This is a genomic window from Pseudomonas sp. TWI628 (assembly GCF_039673865.1).
Taxonomy (GTDB): Bacteria; Pseudomonadota; Gammaproteobacteria; order Pseudomonadales; family Pseudomonadaceae; genus Aquipseudomonas.
Window position 1 is genome coordinate 61,524 of the sequence record NZ_JBDJMM010000005.1, and the last position, 17,517, is coordinate 79,040.

Consider the following 17,517-nt stretch of genomic DNA (forward strand, 5'->3'; position numbering starts at 1 on the left):
ACAATACAATTTCGCCAAGCCGTACTCGTCGCAAGCGTACTTCGGAGATGGAAATGAGCCTGTCACGTGCTGCCCTGTTGCTGCTGCTTCTCACGCCCGTGCCTGCCTTGGCATTGGCGCAAGGCAGTTCGCTGGCGCTGTGTACCCGGAGCGCAACGCTACTCGCCTGCCAGGACGGTAAAGGCAGTTACTACAGCGTGCGCACCGAAGGCAGCCATTTCTACTTGCGCGGCTTCGACACGGCCACTCGCCGGCTCTGGTCGCAGACCAACAGCCGCTATGGCGCGCTGACGTCGTTCACCGGGCTGGCCAGCGATGGCGAAGCCTGGTTCGGCTACAGCCGACGTGTTGGCTGGACCACGTTAAATCGCGTGTCGAGTTCCAGCGGCCAACGTTTCAATTTGCATTGCAGCCTGGTCGGCGGATGTCGCTGACCCTTTTGCCTGGTATCCCCATGACTAGCCTGACGCTTCCGGACATTGCCACACAGCCCCAAGCGCACGCCGTCCCGCTTGATTGGGTCGGTATGTGCGGTATCGCCTTACCCATCCAATTTGACGGCCGTCAGGTGTCGGCCATGGCCAATGCCGGTGTCAGCCTGGTAGATGGCACTTCGCGGGGCATCCATATGTCTCGCCTCTACCTCGCACTGGAATCGCTTGAAGAGCAGCCGTTGACGCCCTTGGTCATTCGCCGTCTTCTGGCAGACTTTCTCGCCAGCCACGAAGGGCTTTCCAGCGCTGCTTATCTCAACCTGGCTTTCGAGCACTTGCTGAAACGACCCGCCTTGGTCAGCCCACTCGCTGGCTGGAAGCGCTATCCAATCACCCTCGAAGCGAAGATAGAAAATGAAATGTTCCACGTGGAACTATCAGTTCGTGTGCCGTACTCCTCAACCTGCCCTTGCTCGGCAGCGCTGGCAAGGCAACTGATTCAACAGCAGTTCGAGGCTGATTTCCCAGGGCAGCACCTGGAACGCAGTGCGGTATTGGAATGGTTGGGCAGCAGCCAGGGCATCGTCGCAACGCCGCATAGCCAGCGCAGCCAGGCGCTGATAAGCGTGCGCCTGCAAGACAATCTGGAGTCGTTACCCATAACCGAATTGATCGACCGGATTGAGACCAGCCTGGGTACGGCTGTGCAAACCGCCGTAAAGCGTGCAGACGAACAGGCGTTCGCTTTGGCCAATGGGCAGAACCTGATGTTCTGCGAGGACGCCGCTCGGCGACTGCATCAGTCGCTACGGCAGTTGGAGTGGGGTAGCGCCTTCAAGCTGCGCGTGGAACATGCAGAGAGCCTGCATGCCCACGATGCAGTAGCCAGCAGCCAGTGGCAGTGGTGAAACTCAGGTACGGGGTTTGACTGTGCCGCAGTCATTGCCGAGCCATACGGCCCGGGTGTTCATACTGCCCTGCTGCTGAACGCCCGAGGCATTGAAGGTGCCGTTCACCTGAGTGGTGAATTCCTTGTCGCTGAGGAAAGTCGCCTGGCCGGTGCCCTGGGCCTTCGGGCAGCTGAACTGAAACTTCCAGACATTACCGGTGCGGTCGGTGATCTTCTGGGTACAACCCGACTTCGGATCCTGCAACGGAATATCGTTGGTCTGCACCTGCTCACGCGTCAGGCACGAACGCACCCCATTGCCGCCAATCGTAACACCCTGTTTGGCCAATACCCCTTCCATCATGGCCCGCTGTTCCGGCGGCAGGTTCTTCAATTGCCCGAGCATGAACTGCATATCGGGTAACGGCTTGCCATCGACCTGCATGTTGCTGGTAGTCAGTTCCCACAAACCAGGTTGCAACATCTGCGCATGTACCAGTGGGCTGCCCAGGCCCAAGGCCAGGGCCAACAGTGGCAGACGAATCTTCATGTACGAACGCTCCTCGAAAAACCGGCCAACGGGCCGGGCTCAGCCTTAGACGCCAAATCCGCTTTCAGGTTGCAAGCCGGACGTGGAACGTGTTCTGTTATCCGCTGTGTGTTCGGCAAGCAGGATGCGTATGGATTACCACAGCCCCTACTTTTTCGGCTACGTGCTCGGCCTGATTCATTTGCTCGGCATGATCGCCGCGTTGCATGCAGTGTTCACCGTGCGTACCGCTCAAGGCGCAATTGCCTGGGCCATGTCGTTGTTCTTCATTCCTTACTTCACGCTGATTCCCTACCTGATCTTTGGTGCGCGATCCTTCTACGCCTACATCCAGGCCCGGCGCCAGGCCAACCAGGAAATGCACGTGGCCATGGCCAGCCTCAACTGGCGGCCCTGGGTAGAGGAAGCCCTCACTGCCCGAGAATCAGAAAGCTACGCAGCCTTGCGGGCCATGCCGAAACTCGGGCGAATGCCCTGCCTGGCTAATAACCAAGTGAAGCTGCTGATCAACGGCAAAGCCACTTTTGACGCTATCTTCGCCGCCATCGAGCAGGCACGCGAAGCAGTGCTGGTCCAGTTTTTCATCATCCACGACGACACCCTGGGCAAAGACCTGCAGCAGTTGTTGCTGCGCAAGGCGGCCGAGGGGGTGAAGGTATTCGTGTTGTACGACCGTGTCGGCAGCCATGCCCTGCCCGCTAGCTACAGCCAGGTGCTGCGTGAAGGCGGTGTGCAGATCCATGCCTTCGCCACCCGCCGCGGATGGTTCAACCGCTTCCAGGTCAACTTCCGCAACCACCGCAAGATCGTCGTGGTCGATGGCCTGCTCGGCTTCATCGGTGGGCATAACGTAGGCGACGAATACCTCGGCAAGGATCCACATCTGTCACCTTGGCGCGATACCCATGTGCAGATCAGCGGCCCAGTACTAGCCTGCCTGCAGGAGTCGTTTGCCGAGGATTGGTACTGGGCCACGCGTCAGCTGCCACCTTTGATTCTGCCAGACACCTACCCCGACAACGGCGTACTGTGCCAAGCCCTGGCCAGCGGCCCGGCAGACCCGCAGGAAACCTGTTCGTTGTTCTTCATTGAGGCCATCCACTCGGCGAACAAACGGGTATGGATCACCAGCCCTTACTTCATCCCGGATGAAGCGGTGTTCGCTGCCTTGCGTCTGGCGGTGCTGCGCGGGGTGGATGTGCGCGTGCTGATTCCTTCTCGGCCCGATCACAAGATCGTCTATGCGGCCTCCAGCCTGTTCGCGTTCGAAGCGGTACGCGCAGGGGTGAGGATGTTCCGTTATCAGCCTGGCTTCCTGCACCAGAAGGTAGTGCTGGTGGATGACGAGATCAGCGCGATCGGCAGCGCCAACCTGGACAACCGCTCGTTCCGGCTCAACTTCGAGATCACCTTGCTGACGGTAGACCGCCCATTCGCCGACCAGGTGGAGGCGATGCTGCTGGAAGACTTCGAACAGGCCCGTGAGATCACCGCCGAGGACAGTCGTGATACCCATCGCGTTCAGCAGCTGGGGATGCGCATCGCGCGGCTGATTTCACCCATTCTCTGAATGAAGAAGGGGCCGCTTTTGCGGCCCCCTCTGCGTTCAGTGATAGAGGTTCAACGATAAAGATCTTCCCGCGTCCACGGCAGATCATGGTGCCCGTCGGCATAAGGCTTCACGGCCAGAATCTGATGCAGGTTGATCCAGCCCTTCTGGAACGCATAAGCACACCCGGCCAGGTACAGGCGCCAGATGCGCAAGGTCTTCTCCGGCACCAGCCCCGCCGCTTTGTGCAACTGGTTCTCGAGGTTCTCGCTCCAGTGATGCAGGGTCTTGGCGTAGTGCAAGCGCAGGCTCTCGACGTCCACCACCTCCAGCCCCGCTTCACAGATGCAGGCGGTGATCATCGACAAATGCGGCAGCTCACCATTGGGGAATACGTAACGGTCGATGAAGTCACCTGCCCCTCGCCCGACAGGTCGGCCATCGATGTGCTTGGCAGTGATGCCATGGTTCATCACCACGCCACCTTCCCTCACCGCGCCGAACAGCTTCTGGCAATACAGCGCCAGGTTGGCGTGCCCGACGTGCTCGAACATGCCAACGCTGACCACTTTGTCGAAGCGGCCGTCCTGTGGCAGGTCGCGATAGTCGAGAATCTGCAGGTCGACCTTGTCGGCCAGGCCCTCGGCCTTTACCCGCGCGCGCCCAAGCTTGAGCTGCTCTTTGCTAAGGGTGATACCGAATACCTTGGCGCCATATTCACGCGCGGCGAAACGCGACAACCCACCCCAGCCACAGCCCACATCGAGCAGGTAGTCACCGGCATCCAGGCGTAACTTGCGGCACAGGTGATCGAACTTGTCCTGTTGAGCTTGATCCAGGGTGTTGTCCGGCTCACGGAAATAGGCGCAGGAATAGGCCATGTCCTGATCGAGCCAGAGTTGATAGAAGTCGTTGGAGACGTCGTAGTGGTAGGAAATCGCCTTGGCGTCTGTGCGCTTGTCATGGGCCAGACGCTCTGGCGGGGTGTCATCTTCGTCGATCAGCAGCGCTTCGCTGAGCTCGTCGCACACGCGGATGGCTTCACCGATATCACCTTCCAGCTCCAGCTTGCCCTCCACGAACGCAGTGCCCAGCTGGTCCAGGCTTGGGTGGGTCAGCTGGCTGATCAGCTGTGGCTCCTTGACCAGGATGGTGACCTGAGGGCTTGGGCCCAGATCGAACTGGTTGCCGTCCCACAGTTTCAGCCGCAGCGGCAGATGCAGGCTTTGCAGTGCCGGTGGAAGTTGAGCAAGCATGAACACCCCTCCTTTCCCTATCAGGCCACGACGCCTGTAATTTCGAACGTCGCGGGATCAGAGTAGTTCATTCGTGGGAGGTTTCCTCTAAACGAGACCAAGGTCTAGAACCAACTGATCTGATGAAAGCAACAGATTGTATACAATCTGCGCTTCTGAGCTTAACCTTATGCCCCTCTCGCGCTTCCTCATCTGGAGTACAAAACCCATGAAATCCTATGACGTGGTGATCATCGGCGGCGGCCCTGGCGGCTACAACGCAGCGATCCGCGCCGGCCAGCTGGGCCTGAGCGTCGCCTGTGTGGAAGGCCGTTCGACCCTCGGTGGCACCTGCCTGAACGTCGGTTGCATGCCGTCCAAGGCGTTGCTGCACGCATCCGAGCTTTATGAAGCTGCCAGCGGCGACGAGTTCGCCCACCTCGGCATCGAAGTGAAGCCGACGCTCAACCTCGCCCAGATGATGAAACAGAAGGACGAGAGCGTAACCGGCCTGACCAAGGGCATCGAGTACCTGTTCCGCAAGAACAAGGTCGACTGGATCAAAGGCTGGGGCCGCCTGGATGGCGTCGGCAAGGTCATCGTCAAGGCTGAAGATGGCAGCGAGACCGCACTGCAGGCCAAGGACATCGTCATTGCCACCGGCTCCGAGCCCACTCCCCTGCCCGGCGTGACCATCGACAACCAGCGTATCATCGACTCCACCGGTGCCCTGGCCCTGCCACAGGTCCCCAAGCACCTGGTGGTGATCGGCGCGGGCGTCATCGGCCTGGAACTGGGTTCGGTGTGGCGCCGTCTGGGTGCACAAGTCACCGTCATCGAGTACCTCGACCGCATCTGCCCGGGCACCGATGAAGAAACCGCCAAGACCCTGCAAAAAGCCCTGGCCAAGCAAGGCATGGCCTTCAAGCTCGGTAGCAAGGTCACCCAGGCAAAGACTGAAGCCGAAGGTGTCAGCCTGACCCTTGAGCCGGCTGCTGGTGGTGCCGCTGAAACACTGCAGGCCGACTATGTGCTGGTCGCGATCGGCCGTCGTCCTTATACCAAGGGCCTGAACCTTGAGAGCGTAGGGCTGGAAACCGACAAGCGCGGCATGCTCAGCAACCAGCACCACCGCACCTCGGTGCCAGGTGTGTGGGTAATCGGCGACGTCACCTCCGGCCCGATGCTGGCGCACAAGGCTGAAGACGAAGCGGTCGCCTGCATCGAGCGCATCGCCGGCAAGCCCCATGAAGTGAACTACAACCTGATCCCCGGCGTGATCTATACCCGTCCGGAACTGGCTACGGTCGGCAAGACCGAAGAGCAACTGAAGGCCGAAGGCCGCGCCTACAAGGTTGGCAAGTTCCCCTTCACCGCCAACAGCCGCGCCAAGATCAACCACGAGACCGAAGGCTTCGCCAAGGTCATCGCCGATGCCAACACCGATGAGGTGCTCGGTGTGCACCTGGTCGGCCCGAGCGTCAGCGAGATGATCGGCGAGTTCTGCGTGGCCATGGAGTTCGCCGCCTCGGCTGAAGACATCGCCCTGATCTGCCACCCGCACCCGACCCGCTCCGAAGCCCTGCGCCAGGCCGCGATGAACGTGCACGGCATGGCCATGCAGATCTGACCCCGCTGGCTCCGCCGGTTTTTTCGAAATACCATTGATGCACGCTTTCGATCAAACCAGCGGGGCCCACCGGGTGAGCATCAATTTCGATCTGAACGACTTGCAGGCCTTCCGTGCCGTGGTCGAGCAAGGCAGCTTCCGCCGCGCCGCCGATACCATTCGCATCACCCAGTCGGCGTTGAGCCGGCGCATCGAAAAACTCGAGTCGGCGTTGGGGGTGAAACTGCTCGAACGCACCACGCGCAAGGTGTCGCTGACCAATGTCGGGCGTGCTTTCCTGCCGCAGGTCGAACGCCTGCTGGACGACCTCGACCTGGCGCTGCTCAGCGTCGGTGATGGTGGCTCACTGCGTACCGGCACACTGACCATCGCCTGCGTGCCGTCAGCCGCCTACTACTTCATGCCCCATGCGATTCGCGCCTTCCATGCGCAGTATCCGAAAGTGCGCATCAACCTGTACGACGCCTCTGCCAACGAAGTCAGTGCCGCCGTGGCCTCCGGCGAAGCGGATTTCGGCCTTAGCTTCACTGGCAACCTTGCCCCGGAGATTGAATTCAGTGTCTTGCTCGAAGAACGCTATGTCATCGCCTGCCGCCAGGATCACCCGCTGGCCAAGCTGGACAAGGTGACTTGGGCACAAGCCTACGAACACGACTACATCACCCTGGGCAAATCGTCAGGCAACCGTCTGGTACTGGATCGGGCGCTGGCCGGGATGCAGGTCAGCAAAGAGAGTGTGTGCGAAGCCAGGCACGTGACCACCCTGCTTGGCCTGATCGAAGCAGGCCTGGGTATTGCGGCGGTGCCATCGATCGCGCTACCGATGACGCCGCATCCGATCCTCGCCAGCGTTGCACTGGTCGAACCGCAGGTCAGCCGCAAGATGGGCCTGCTCAAGCGCCGCGGCCGCACGCTGACACCTGCGGCACTCGAGATGGTAAGGCTGATTCGGGAATTGCCCGGCGTATTAGCGGGCGACTGAATCCAGGCCGGTGGCGCGTACGTCAGGCTGCACGGCAGGTGAAGCCAGGTATTGCAGAAGCTGTTTCGCCTCGGCGGGGTGCTCGGCATCCTTCGGAATACCGGCGGCGAAGCGGGTCACCGACTGCAGGCTTTCTGGAATCTTGCCAACGAAGGTCACACCCGGCACGGGCAGCAACTCGGCAACCTGCTGGAAACCAAGCTCATAGGTGCCCTGAGCCACCTGCGAGGCCACCGGTATGCGCTCGACCATGGTGCTCTTGCCGACCAGGCGGTCCTCGATACCCAGCTTCTTGTACAGCTCTTTCTCGATATACACGCCACTGGCGCTGTCCGAGTAGGCCACCGATTTGGCCGCCAACAGTGTCTGCTTCAGTTGGTCGGGAGTGGCGATACCAGGCTTGGCCTGGCCCTGCTTGACCACCATGCCGATGCGCGAGTCCGCCAGCTCGACCCGTGAAGCAGGGTCGACCGTGCCCTGGCGGATCAGCTCATCCAGCGCATAGCCGACCATGATCACCACATCGGCGTGCTCACCGCGTGCGAGGCGATTGGGAATCGCCTCGGGTGCCTTGCCCATCGAGGGCCCGAGCACAGTGACCAGTGTATCGCCGCTCTGCGCGGCATACTTGGGCCCTAGTTGCTTGTAGGCGGCGGTGAAACCGCCCGAGGTCATCACGGTCAGTTCGGCAGCCTGGGCTAGGCTGCAGCCAGCCAGGAGAACAGCGGCAAGTAACGCTTTCATCGAGGTCCTCATACAGCCACCGGTGCGCGATTGGCCAGGCGACGGTACAGCATGCAGGTGGCGACGAATGCACAGAGCGCGGCAAACATCATCCAGTAGGCGGGTGCCGCCTTGTCATTGGTGACATGGATCATCCAGGTCGAGATGGCCGGGGTGAAACCACCGAACAGTGCAGTCGCCAGGCTGTAAGCCAGCGAGAAACCTGCCACGCGGACTTCCACCGGCATGATCTCGGTCAGCGCCGGGATCATCGCCCCGTTGTACATGCCGTACAGGAACGAGAACCACAGCAGCACTTCAAGCATGTGGCCAAAGCTCGGCGACTGGGCCAGATAGGTCAGCGCCGGGTAAGCGGTGATCACCGTCATCAGCGACATGGCCAGCAGCAGCGGCTTGCGCCCCAAGCGATCGCTGAGCGCACCGCCGATGGGCAACCAGATGAAGTTCGACACCGCCGTCAGCAAGGTCACCAGCAGCGCGTCACCGGTACTCAGTTGCAGCACGGTCTTGCCGAAGGTCGGCGCGTACACAGTGATCATGTAGAAGGCGGTGGTGGTCATGGCAACCATCAGCATGCCAAACAGCACCATGCCGGAATTGGCGGCCAGCGTCGCCAGCACCTGCTTCATGGTAGGGCGATGCTCGCGCGCAGCGAACTCCTCGGTTTCCTGCAAGCTGCGACGCAGCAGGAAGATCACCGGGATGATCATGCAGCCCACAGCAAACGGCACGCGCCAGCCCCACTGGGCGATCTCGGCGGCAGACAGCCATTCATTGAGGGCAAAGCCAAGCGCTGCGGCGACGACGATAGCCACCTGCTGGCTGGCGGACTGCCAGCTAGCGTAGAAGCCCTTGTGCCCTGGCGTGGCCATTTCGGCCAGGTACACCGACACCCCGCCAAGCTCCGCACCCGCCGAGAACCCTTGCAGCAAGCGCCCGATCAGCACCAGCGCCGGGGCCAGAAGCCCGATGCTGGCGTAACCGGGCACCAGCACGATCAGCAAGGTCCCGCTGGCCATGATCGCCAGGGTGACGATCAACCCTTTGCGTCGGCCTACGTCATCAATGTACGCACCCAGGATCACCGCACCCAGCGGGCGCATGAGGAAGCCTGCGCCAAACACGGCGAAGGTCATCATCAACGAGGCGAATTCATTGGACGCGGGGAAGAAGGCCGCCGCGATATGCGTGGCATAGAAGCCGAACAGGAAGAAGTCGAACTGTTCGAGGAAGTTTCCGGACGTAACCCGGAAGACCATACCGGCCTTGGACTTGCCCTCGGGCACCGAGTGTGATGGCAGACTCATGGTGGATCTCCAGCGTTTCTTAATAATTGTAAGTGCTTATTTCTGGAATGATCGTCGAAAGCAGCGCTGGAGATAATCGTTCATTTTTCATTAATTGATGCGCAGATGGCATCAATGAGACCTGTGCTACGGCTTCCTGAGCGGTAAGTGAGCACGACTCAGCGCTTTGATGGTTATCAAGATTGCCCTGATAAACGGAGGGGTATTTCAGTATCCCGGATGCCGCCGATACATTTCGAGTTCGTAGGGTAAGGCTGGGGCTAGTTTGCTTTCACGTTATAGGGCAAGCGAACACTGTAAAGGCGCACTTGGGTATCGCCGACTTTTAACGTACTGGCCTTATGCCAATTTTCCGGGATGGGAGAGAAATCATCGGGCGGTTCGCTATTGCTAATCAACCAGACTCTGGTTTGGCCGACGGGTAGATTCTCAAGGCTGTCGAAATAGATTTTATCGGCATCATTGTTCACCAGTGTGCCAAATCCGTAGTTACCTGGCCGACCCGAAGCGCCGTTGGCCTGTGGCGGCGTATAGAGCAGTGGCACTGACCCGGTCTTGTTATAGTAGACATAGCTGAAATACCAGAAAAGATCGCTGACGATAATACGGTCATTCGCACGATAGTTTTCATTGACGAAGTTGACCAGCGTGTTGAACTGATCATCATCCTTTTGATAGTAATTACTCAGGCCGCCCAACTCTACCGCCAGAAAAGCCACCAGGGTGGCTATTGCCGCATAGCGAAAACTACGCTTCATTCGATCAAAGGCGACTGCCAGTATTATCGGTAAGCCCAGGGCAGAAAACATCAGATAACGTTCGACCAGAAGTGGCGTGATCCACGAGACCAAAAATACGACGATCAACGGCAGAAACGTATAGATCGCCATTAGCGTATGGAATTTATGCGGGCTTCGATCATGCCGGCAGACAGCGCCCGTTAGCAGCGCCAACGCCAGTGGCAGTGCAAAGTAAACTGGCCATTTCAGATCCAGGCCATCGGTCAGGGCCAGATACTGCCAGAGTGTCGATGGCAGGGAATGCAGTGTAACGGGCAGTATCCAGCCAATGTCGCCACCTGCCTTGAGTTGGTCAAGGTGCTGCAGCAGGTCGATCAAGCTGGGAATCCAGGGGATATACAACAAGACGATCAAGCTGTTGGCGACCCACCATGCTGGCCGAGTGATGAGGCGGCGTTTGTCGCCGCGTACAAGCAATAGATAGGCCCAGTGAGACAGTACGCAAAGGCCAGTGAAATAATGAGTATAGAAACTTGCCGCCATTAACAGCACATACACGAAAAGGTAGCGGTGGCGCTCAGGATTTTTTACCCAATATACCAGCGCGATGGTTGCTCCCAGCAGGAAGAATCCCATTAGGGAGTACATGCGCGCTTCTTGACTATAACGCACTGCAATTGGCAGCAAGGCCAACAAAACACCAGCCAGTACGGCTGCACGTCGTGTTGCAATCTGGTAAGCCAGCCACATGCCCAGGGCTACAGTACCGACACCTGTCAGCACGCTGATGAACCTGACCGAAAAGACACTGTCCCCGAATGCAGCTATCCAGGCGTGTAGAAGGAGAAAGTAAAGTGGTGGGTGTACGTCATGGGCGCTGTGGACCCAGATGAGCGAGGGTGAGTACTGGCTCATCAACAAGCTGGAGCCCTCGTCGCACCATATGGCGGAGGCCGTTGAGCCGTACACTCGCGCCAGCGTGGCGAGCAACAGGATTGGTAGCGGCCAGAGTTTCCTGGCCCATACAGCGAATTTCTTCGCATTGCCGGGAGCTGGGCTTTTCCCACTGACGTTGTGTTCGTGAGACTTCATGTTTCCTCCAGCCCGGTGCAGCCTTGTGAGCACTTCACCTCACCATCAAAAAATAGTCCTAGGAAAAGCTGCCTGCAAACTGCCCTGGTGGGAGGGCTTATCTAGACTACTCTCGCGGAAAAGCGACGCGGTTGAGCTGGACCAACGGTATGACCCAAAAACGGAAAACCCCCGTAGTTACGGGGGTTTACGCGTTGTGTCGAACTTTATTGTTCAAAGCCAATCGCTTTTCCGAAGAACAAACGCTTATTCCACAGTCACCGACTTCGCCAGGTTACGCGGCTGGTCGACGTCAGTACCCTTGAGCACTGCCACGTAGTATGACAGCAGCTGCAGCGGAATGGTGTAGAGGATCGGCGCCAGCTCGTCGACGATGTGCGGCACCTTGATCACGTGGGTGCCTTCGCCGTTGCTCATACCGGCGTTCTCGTCAGCGAACACTACCAGCTCGCCACCGCGGGCACGCACTTCCTGCAGGTTGGACTTGAGCTTCTCCAGCAGTTCGTTGTTCGGCGCCACGGTCACGACAGGCATGTCGTTATCCACAAGCGCCAGCGGGCCGTGCTTGAGCTCCCCGGCCGGGTAGGCTTCGGCGTGGATGTAGGAGATTTCCTTGAGCTTCAGCGCACCTTCCATTGCCACCGGGTACTGTGCACCACGGCCGAGGAACAGGGTGTGGTGCTTGTCGGCGAACAGCTCGGCGGTTTTCTCCACGGTGCTGTCCATGGCCAGCGCCTCGCCCAGGCGCGCTGGCAGGCGGCGCAGCTCTTCAACCAGCCCAGCTTCGACGCCCGCTTCGAGGGTGCCACGCACCTGGCCCAGGGCCAGGGTCAGCAGCATCAGCGAGACCAGCTGGGTGGTGAAGGCCTTGGTCGAAGCCACGCCGATTTCCGGGCCGGCCAGGGTCAGCAGGGTCAGGTCGGACTCACGGACCAGCGAGCTGATACCGACGTTGCAGATGGCCAGGCTACCGAGGAAGCCCAGTTCCTTGGCGTTGCGCAGGGCGGCCAGGGTGTCGGCAGTTTCACCGGACTGGGAGATCGAGACGAACAGGGTATCTGGCTGCACCACTACCTTGCGATAACGGAACTCGCTGGCCACTTCGACCTGGCACGGAATGCCAGCCAGGCTTTCCAGCCAGTAACGAGCAACCATGCCGGCGTGGTAGCTGGTACCGCAGGCGACAATCTGCACGTTGCGCACTTTGGCAAACAGCTCGGCAGCCTGTGGGCCGAAAGCCTGGACCATCACATGGTCTTTGCCCAGGCGGCCTTCAAGGGTGCGCTGGACCACGGTCGGCTGCTCGTGGATCTCTTTGAGCATGAAGTGGCGATAGGCGCCCTTGTCGGCGGCTTCGGCACCTTCATGGTATTGCACGGTTTCACGCTGCACCGGTTTGCCGGCCTGGTCCCAGATCTTCACCTGGTCACGGCGGATCTCGGCGATATCGCCCTCTTCCAGGTACATGAAACGGTCGGTGACCTGGCGCAGGGCCAGTTGGTCGGAAGCCAGGAAGTTTTCGCCATGGCCCAGGCCGATCACCAGCGGGCTACCGCTGCGCGCGGCGACCAGGCGGTCAGGCTGTTTCACGCTGATCAGCGCCAGGCCGTAGGCACCGTGCAGGCGCTTGACCGCAGATTTCAGCGCATCGGCCAGATCCGGAATGGTCTTCAGGGTATGGTGGATCAGGTGCACGATGACTTCGGTATCGGTCTGCGAGGTGAAGACGTAGCCCAAGCCTTTGAGCTCTTCACGCAGTTCTTCGTGATTCTCGATGATGCCGTTGTGCACAACGGCCACTTCGCTAGCGGAAAAATGCGGGTGGGCGTTGCCCTCGGTCGGCGCACCGTGGGTGGCCCAACGGGTGTGGGCGATGCCCAGCTGACCGTTCAGCGGTTCGGCAGCAACAGCGGCTTCCAGCTCGGCGACCTTGCCGATACGGCGGCGGCGCTGCAGTTCGCCCTGCTGGGTGTAGACGGCCAGGCCGGCACTGTCGTACCCACGGTACTCAAGACGCTTGAGGCCTTCGATGAGAATGGCAGTGATGTTGCGCTCGGCTACGGCACCAACGATTCCACACATGGTTATTGCTCCTGGCTGATCGCGGCGCAGATCAGGTTGATGCCGCGGGCTTGAATCTGTTCGCGTGCCGCTGCGGGCAGGCGTTCGTCTGTAATAAGGGTGTGCACGCTGCCCCAGGGCAGCTCGAGATTGGGGATCTTGCGCCCGACCTTGTCGGACTCGACCATCACGATCACTTCGCGGGCGACCTCGGCCATCACTCGGCTCAGGCCAAGCAGCTCATTGAAGGTGGTGGTGCCTCGCTGCAGGTCGATGCCGTCGGCACCGATGAACAGCTGATCGAAATCGTAAGAGCGTAGTACCTGCTCGGCGACCTGACCCTGGAACGACTCCGAATGCGGGTCCCAGGTGCCACCGGTCATCAGCAGCACCGGTTCGTGCTCGATCTCGCTGATGGCGCGGGCCACATTCAACGAGTTGGTCATCACCACCAGACCGGGCTGGCGGCCCAGTTCCGGGATCATGGCGGCGGTAGTGCTGCCGCTGTCGATGATGATCCGCGCATGCTCGCGAATCCGCCCGACCGCTGCACGGGCAATAGCTTTCTTGTAGGCAGAGACCGGTTGCGCAGGTTCACTGAGCATTTCCTGCGGTACCGGCACTGCACCGCCGTAACGGCGCAGCAGCAGGCCGTTGGCCTCCAGCGCGGCAAGGTCCTTGCGAATGGTCACTTCCGACGTTTCGAAACGCTTGGCCAAGGCGTCCACGCTCACCTCCCCTTGCTCGCTGAGCAGGGCCAGGATGTTGTGACGGCGCTGGGGGGTATTTCGTTTCGACATTGGCTGTTAAGTTTCGATTCGAAAGATAATGGTTGCAATCAAAACCTAAGATGGACGGTTCGTCAAGATGTGGATAAAAATTCCTGACCCCCGGCATGCGCATAAAAAAAGCCGACTTATTCACATAAGTCGGCTTTCGATAGAAACAGCTGTGTATAACTCAGCTCTTCTTGATCTTCTCCGGCCGCTTCCAGCCCGAGATGTTGCGCTGACGCGCACGTGCCACCGCCAGATCGCCTGCTTCGACAGCCTGGGTGATGGTTGAACCGGCAGCCGTCGTGGCACCCGCCTTGATTTCCACAGGCGCCACCAGCGAGTTGTTGGAGCCGATGAACACGTCCTCACCCATCACGGTCTTGAACTTGTTGGCGCCATCGTAGTTGCAGGTGATGGTACCGGCGCCGATGTTGGTACGTGCACCGATCTCTGCATCACCCAGGTAGGTCAGGTGGCCGGCCTTGGCGCCTTCACCCAGGTGGGCATTTTTCAGTTCGACGAAGTTACCCACATGGGCCTTGGCTTCCAGCACGCTGCCCGGGCGCAGGCGGGCGAACGGGCCGGCATCGCTGCCCTCGCCCATCACCGCACCCTCCAGGTGAGTGTTGGCCTTGATGATCGCGCCCTTGCGCAGGGTGCTGTCTTTGATCACGCAGTTCGGGCCGATCTGCACGTCGTCCTCGATGACAACCTTGCCTTCCAGGATAACGTTGATGTCGATCAGCACATCGCGACCAACGCTCACTTCGCCACGTACATCGAAGCGCGCAGGGTCGCGCAAGGTGACCCCCTGGGCCATCAGCCGACGGCCTTCGCGCAGCTGGTAATGGCGCTCGAGCTCTGACAGCTGGCGACGGTCATTGGCGCCCTGCACTTCCATCGGATCGTGCGGCTGTTCGGTGGCGACCACCAGCCCATCGGCCACCGCCATGGCGATGACGTCAGTGAGGTAGTACTCGCCCTGAGCATTGTTGTTCGACAACCGGCCCATCCAGTCGGCCAGTCGCGCGGCTGGCATGGCCAGGATACCGGTGTTGCCTTCCTTGATCGCCTTCTGCGCTTCGCTGGCGTCCTTGTGCTCGACGATGGCGGTCACCTGGCCTTCTGCATCACGCACGATGCGGCCATAACCGGTCGGGTCTTGCAGGGTGACGGTGAGCAGGCCCAACTGCTTGTCGCTGACCTTGGCCAGCAGACGCTGCAGGGTTTGCACTTCGATCAGTGGTACATCGCCATAAAGCACCAGCACGGTGTCGGCAGTGATTGCCGGCAATGCCTGCGCAACGGCGTGGCCGGTCCCCAGCTGCTTGTCCTGCATGACGAAGTTCAGGTCGGCGGCGGCCAAACGCTCACGCACCAGCTCCGCACCGTGGCCGATGACCACGTGAATGCCTTGGGGCTGAAGCTGGCGCGCACTGTGGATAACGTGGCCGAGCATGGAATTGCCGGCTACCGGGTGCAGTACCTTGGGCAGCGCCGAACGCATGCGGGTGCCTTGGCCGGCGGCGAGAATAACGATATCAAGGGACATTGACTGGCTACCAATCCTGGGCGGTCAGGGATGACCGAAGCGGGGAATTCAGAAAAAGAAAAAGGGTAGCCGAGGCTACCCTTTAACTCAATCGCAACGGAAGAATGCGGCCTGAACCGGATTACTTGCCTTTGCGCATTTGCTGGACGGTACGCAGCTGAGCTGCAGCCTCGGCCAGACGTGCGGCAGCAGCACCGTAGTCGAAGTCCGAGCTTTTCGCGTTCAGGGCGTTCTCAGCAGCCTTGAGGGCTTCCTGAGCCTGAGCTTCGTCCAGGTCGGCAGCGCGCTGCACGGTGTCGGCAAGAACCTTGACCATGTTCGGCTGCACTTCGAGGAAGCCACCGGAGATGTAGAACACCTCACGATCGCCGCCTTGCTTGGTCAGCGTGATCGGACCAGGCTTGAGATTGGTGATCAGCGGGGCGTGGCCTGGAGCGATACCAAGATCGCCCAGGTTGCCGTGCGCTACTACCATCTCGACCAGGCCGGAGAAGATTTCTCCTTCCGCGCTGACGATATCGCAATGGACTGTCATAGCCATCTGCTTGCCTCAACCTGATTAGCGCCCCTTGCGGGGCGCCGGGATTACAGTTTCTTGGCTTTCTCGATCGCTTCGTCGATGCTGCCGACCATGTAGAACGCTTGTTCTGGCAGGTGGTCGTAGTCACCTTTGAGGATGCCGCTGAAGCCAGCGATGGTGTCTTTCAGGGAAACGTACTTGCCTGGCGAACCGGTGAAGACTTCGGCCACGAAGAACGGCTGCGACAGGAAGCGCTGGATCTTACGAGCGCGGGCTACCAGTTGCTTGTCGCTTTCGGACAGCTCGTCCATACCCAGGATCGCGATGATGTCCTTCAGCTCTTTGTAGCGCTGCAGAACATACTGAACGCCACGAGCGGTGTCGTAGTGTTCGTTGCCGATCACGTTCGGGTCCAGCTGGCGCGAAGTCGAGTCCAGTGGGTCGACCGCTGGGTAGATACCCAGGGAGGCGATGTCACGGGACAGAACGACGGTGGCGTCCAGGTGGGCGAAGGTGGTCGCTGGCGACGGGTCGGTCAGGTCGTCCGCAGGTACGTATACGGCCTGAACGGAGGTGATCGAACCTTCTTTGGTCGAAGTGATACGCTCTTGCAGAACGCCCATCTCTTCGGCCAGGGTCGGCTGGTAACCTACTGCCGAAGGCATACGGCCCAGCAGTGCGGATACTTCGGTACCGGCCAGGGTGTAACGATAGATGTTGTCGACGAACAGCAGAACGTCGTTACCTTCGTCACGGAACTTCTCAGCCATGGTCAGGCCAGTCAGCGCTACGCGCAGACGGTTTCCTGGTGGCTCGTTCATCTGACCGTAGACCAGCGCTACCTTGTCGAGAACGTTGGAGTCCTTCATCTCGTGGTAGAAGTCGTTACCCTCACGAGTACGCTCACCCACACCAGCGAACACGGAGTAACCGCTGTGTTCCATGGCGATGTTACGGATCAGTTCCATCATGTTTACGGTCTTGCCAACACCGGCACCACCGAACAGACCAACCTTACCACCCTTGGCGAACGGGCAAACCAGGTCGATAACCTTGATGCCGGTTTCCAGCAGGTCGTTGCCGCCTGCCTGGTCAGCGAACGAAGGCGCTGGCTGGTGGATACCGCGACGCTCTTCTTCGCCGATCGGGCCGGCTTCGTCGATCGGGTTGCCCAGTACGTCCATGATACGGCCCAGGGTGGCCTTACCAACTGGAACGGAAATGGCAGCGCCGGTGTCGATGACATCCAGACCGCGCTTCAGGCCTTCGGTCGAGCCCATCGCAATGGTACGAACCACACCGTCGCCCAGCTGCTGCTGAACTTCGAGAGTGGTTTCCGCGCCTTGTACTTTCAGCGCGTTGTAAACACTCGGTACGACGTCACGTGGGAATTCCACGTCGATGACGGCGCCGATGATTTGAACGATACGTCCGCTACTCATAGCTGGATCCTCTG

15 protein-coding genes are annotated in these 17,517 nt (G+C 59.9%); 5 read left to right on the plus strand and 10 right to left on the minus strand.

Going from position 1 to position 17,517, the window contains the following annotated elements:
• Positions 1-53: 53 nt before the first annotated feature.
• The gene (locus ABE528_RS05255; protein ID WP_346652385.1) at positions 54-434 is read left to right on the plus strand and encodes a glutamine synthetase; all 381 of its coding nucleotides are present in this window, start codon (positions 54-56) and stop codon (positions 432-434) included.
• A gap of 20 nt (positions 435-454) precedes the next feature.
• Positions 455-1,342 carry a GTP cyclohydrolase FolE2 gene (gene folE2, locus ABE528_RS05260; protein ID WP_346652386.1) on the plus strand — a complete coding sequence of 296 codons (888 nt, stop codon included), beginning with the start codon at positions 455-457 and terminating at the stop codon, positions 1,340-1,342.
• Between the two features lie 3 nt (positions 1,343-1,345).
• Here folE2 and ABE528_RS05265 read toward each other — a convergent pair whose 3' ends face one another.
• Entirely contained in the window at positions 1,346-1,873 is a 528-nt protein-coding gene (locus ABE528_RS05265; protein WP_346652387.1) for a DUF3617 domain-containing protein, read from the minus strand.
• A 130-nt stretch (positions 1,874-2,003) separates the two neighbouring features.
• Between ABE528_RS05265 and cls the strand changes: the two genes are divergently transcribed.
• Complete coding sequence (gene cls, locus ABE528_RS05270) at positions 2,004-3,443, plus strand: cardiolipin synthase (RefSeq protein ID WP_152957298.1); 1,440 nt, start codon at positions 2,004-2,006, stop codon at positions 3,441-3,443.
• A gap of 50 nt (positions 3,444-3,493) precedes the next feature.
• Here cls and cfaB read toward each other — a convergent pair whose 3' ends face one another.
• Entirely contained in the window at positions 3,494-4,678 is a 1,185-nt protein-coding gene (cfaB, locus tag ABE528_RS05275; protein ID WP_152957297.1) for a C17 cyclopropane fatty acid synthase CfaB, read from the minus strand.
• 208 nt (positions 4,679-4,886) lie between these two features.
• Here cfaB and lpdA point away from each other — a divergent pair, with 208 nt between their 5' ends.
• Together lpdA and ABE528_RS05285 are read left to right on the plus strand one after the other, a co-directional pair.
• Positions 4,887-6,287: a dihydrolipoyl dehydrogenase gene (gene lpdA, locus ABE528_RS05280; RefSeq protein WP_152957296.1), complete on the plus strand. Its 1,401-nt coding sequence runs from the start codon at positions 4,887-4,889 to the stop codon at positions 6,285-6,287.
• A 73-nt stretch (positions 6,288-6,360) separates the two neighbouring features.
• Positions 6,361-7,269, plus strand: coding sequence for a LysR family transcriptional regulator (locus ABE528_RS05285; RefSeq protein WP_346652434.1), 909 nt, complete (start codon positions 6,361-6,363; stop codon positions 7,267-7,269).
• Here ABE528_RS05285 and ABE528_RS05290 read toward each other — a convergent pair.
• The 8 genes from ABE528_RS05290 to atpD form a co-directional block, all read right to left on the minus strand.
• Positions 7,255-8,025: a substrate-binding domain-containing protein gene (locus tag ABE528_RS05290; RefSeq protein WP_152957294.1), complete on the minus strand. Its 771-nt coding sequence runs from the start codon at positions 8,023-8,025 to the stop codon at positions 7,255-7,257. The two genes, ABE528_RS05285 and ABE528_RS05290, sit on opposite strands and share 15 nt — an antisense overlap.
• Positions 8,022-9,320, minus strand: coding sequence for an MFS transporter (locus ABE528_RS05295; protein ID WP_152957293.1), 1,299 nt, complete (start codon positions 9,318-9,320; stop codon positions 8,022-8,024). Before ABE528_RS05295 ends, ABE528_RS05290 begins: the two co-directional genes overlap by 4 nt.
• Positions 9,321-9,580: 260 nt before the next feature.
• The gene (locus ABE528_RS05300) at positions 9,581-11,152 is read right to left on the minus strand and encodes a glycosyltransferase family 39 protein (RefSeq protein WP_346652388.1); all 1,572 of its coding nucleotides are present in this window, start codon (positions 11,150-11,152) and stop codon (positions 9,581-9,583) included.
• Positions 11,153-11,398: 246 nt separating this feature from the next.
• The gene (glmS, locus tag ABE528_RS05305) at positions 11,399-13,234 is read right to left on the minus strand and encodes a glutamine--fructose-6-phosphate transaminase (isomerizing) (protein ID WP_346652389.1); all 1,836 of its coding nucleotides are present in this window, start codon (positions 13,232-13,234) and stop codon (positions 11,399-11,401) included.
• Positions 13,235-13,236: 2 nt separating this feature from the next.
• A complete protein-coding gene (locus ABE528_RS05310; RefSeq protein WP_054884856.1) occupies positions 13,237-14,013 on the minus strand; it encodes a DeoR family transcriptional regulator in 777 nt (258 codons plus the stop codon).
• A gap of 160 nt (positions 14,014-14,173) precedes the next feature.
• Positions 14,174-15,541, minus strand: a complete 1,368-nt coding sequence (glmU, locus tag ABE528_RS05315) for a bifunctional UDP-N-acetylglucosamine diphosphorylase/glucosamine-1-phosphate N-acetyltransferase GlmU (RefSeq protein ID WP_152957290.1) — start codon at positions 15,539-15,541, stop codon at positions 14,174-14,176.
• Positions 15,542-15,662: 121 nt separating this feature from the next.
• Positions 15,663-16,082, minus strand: coding sequence for a F0F1 ATP synthase subunit epsilon (locus ABE528_RS05320; RefSeq protein WP_033695933.1), 420 nt, complete (start codon positions 16,080-16,082; stop codon positions 15,663-15,665).
• A 44-nt stretch (positions 16,083-16,126) separates the two neighbouring features.
• On the minus strand, positions 16,127-17,503 hold the full coding sequence (atpD, locus tag ABE528_RS05325) for a F0F1 ATP synthase subunit beta (protein WP_152957289.1): 1,377 nt from the start codon (positions 17,501-17,503) through the stop codon (positions 16,127-16,129).
• Positions 17,504-17,517: the final 14 nt, after the last annotated feature.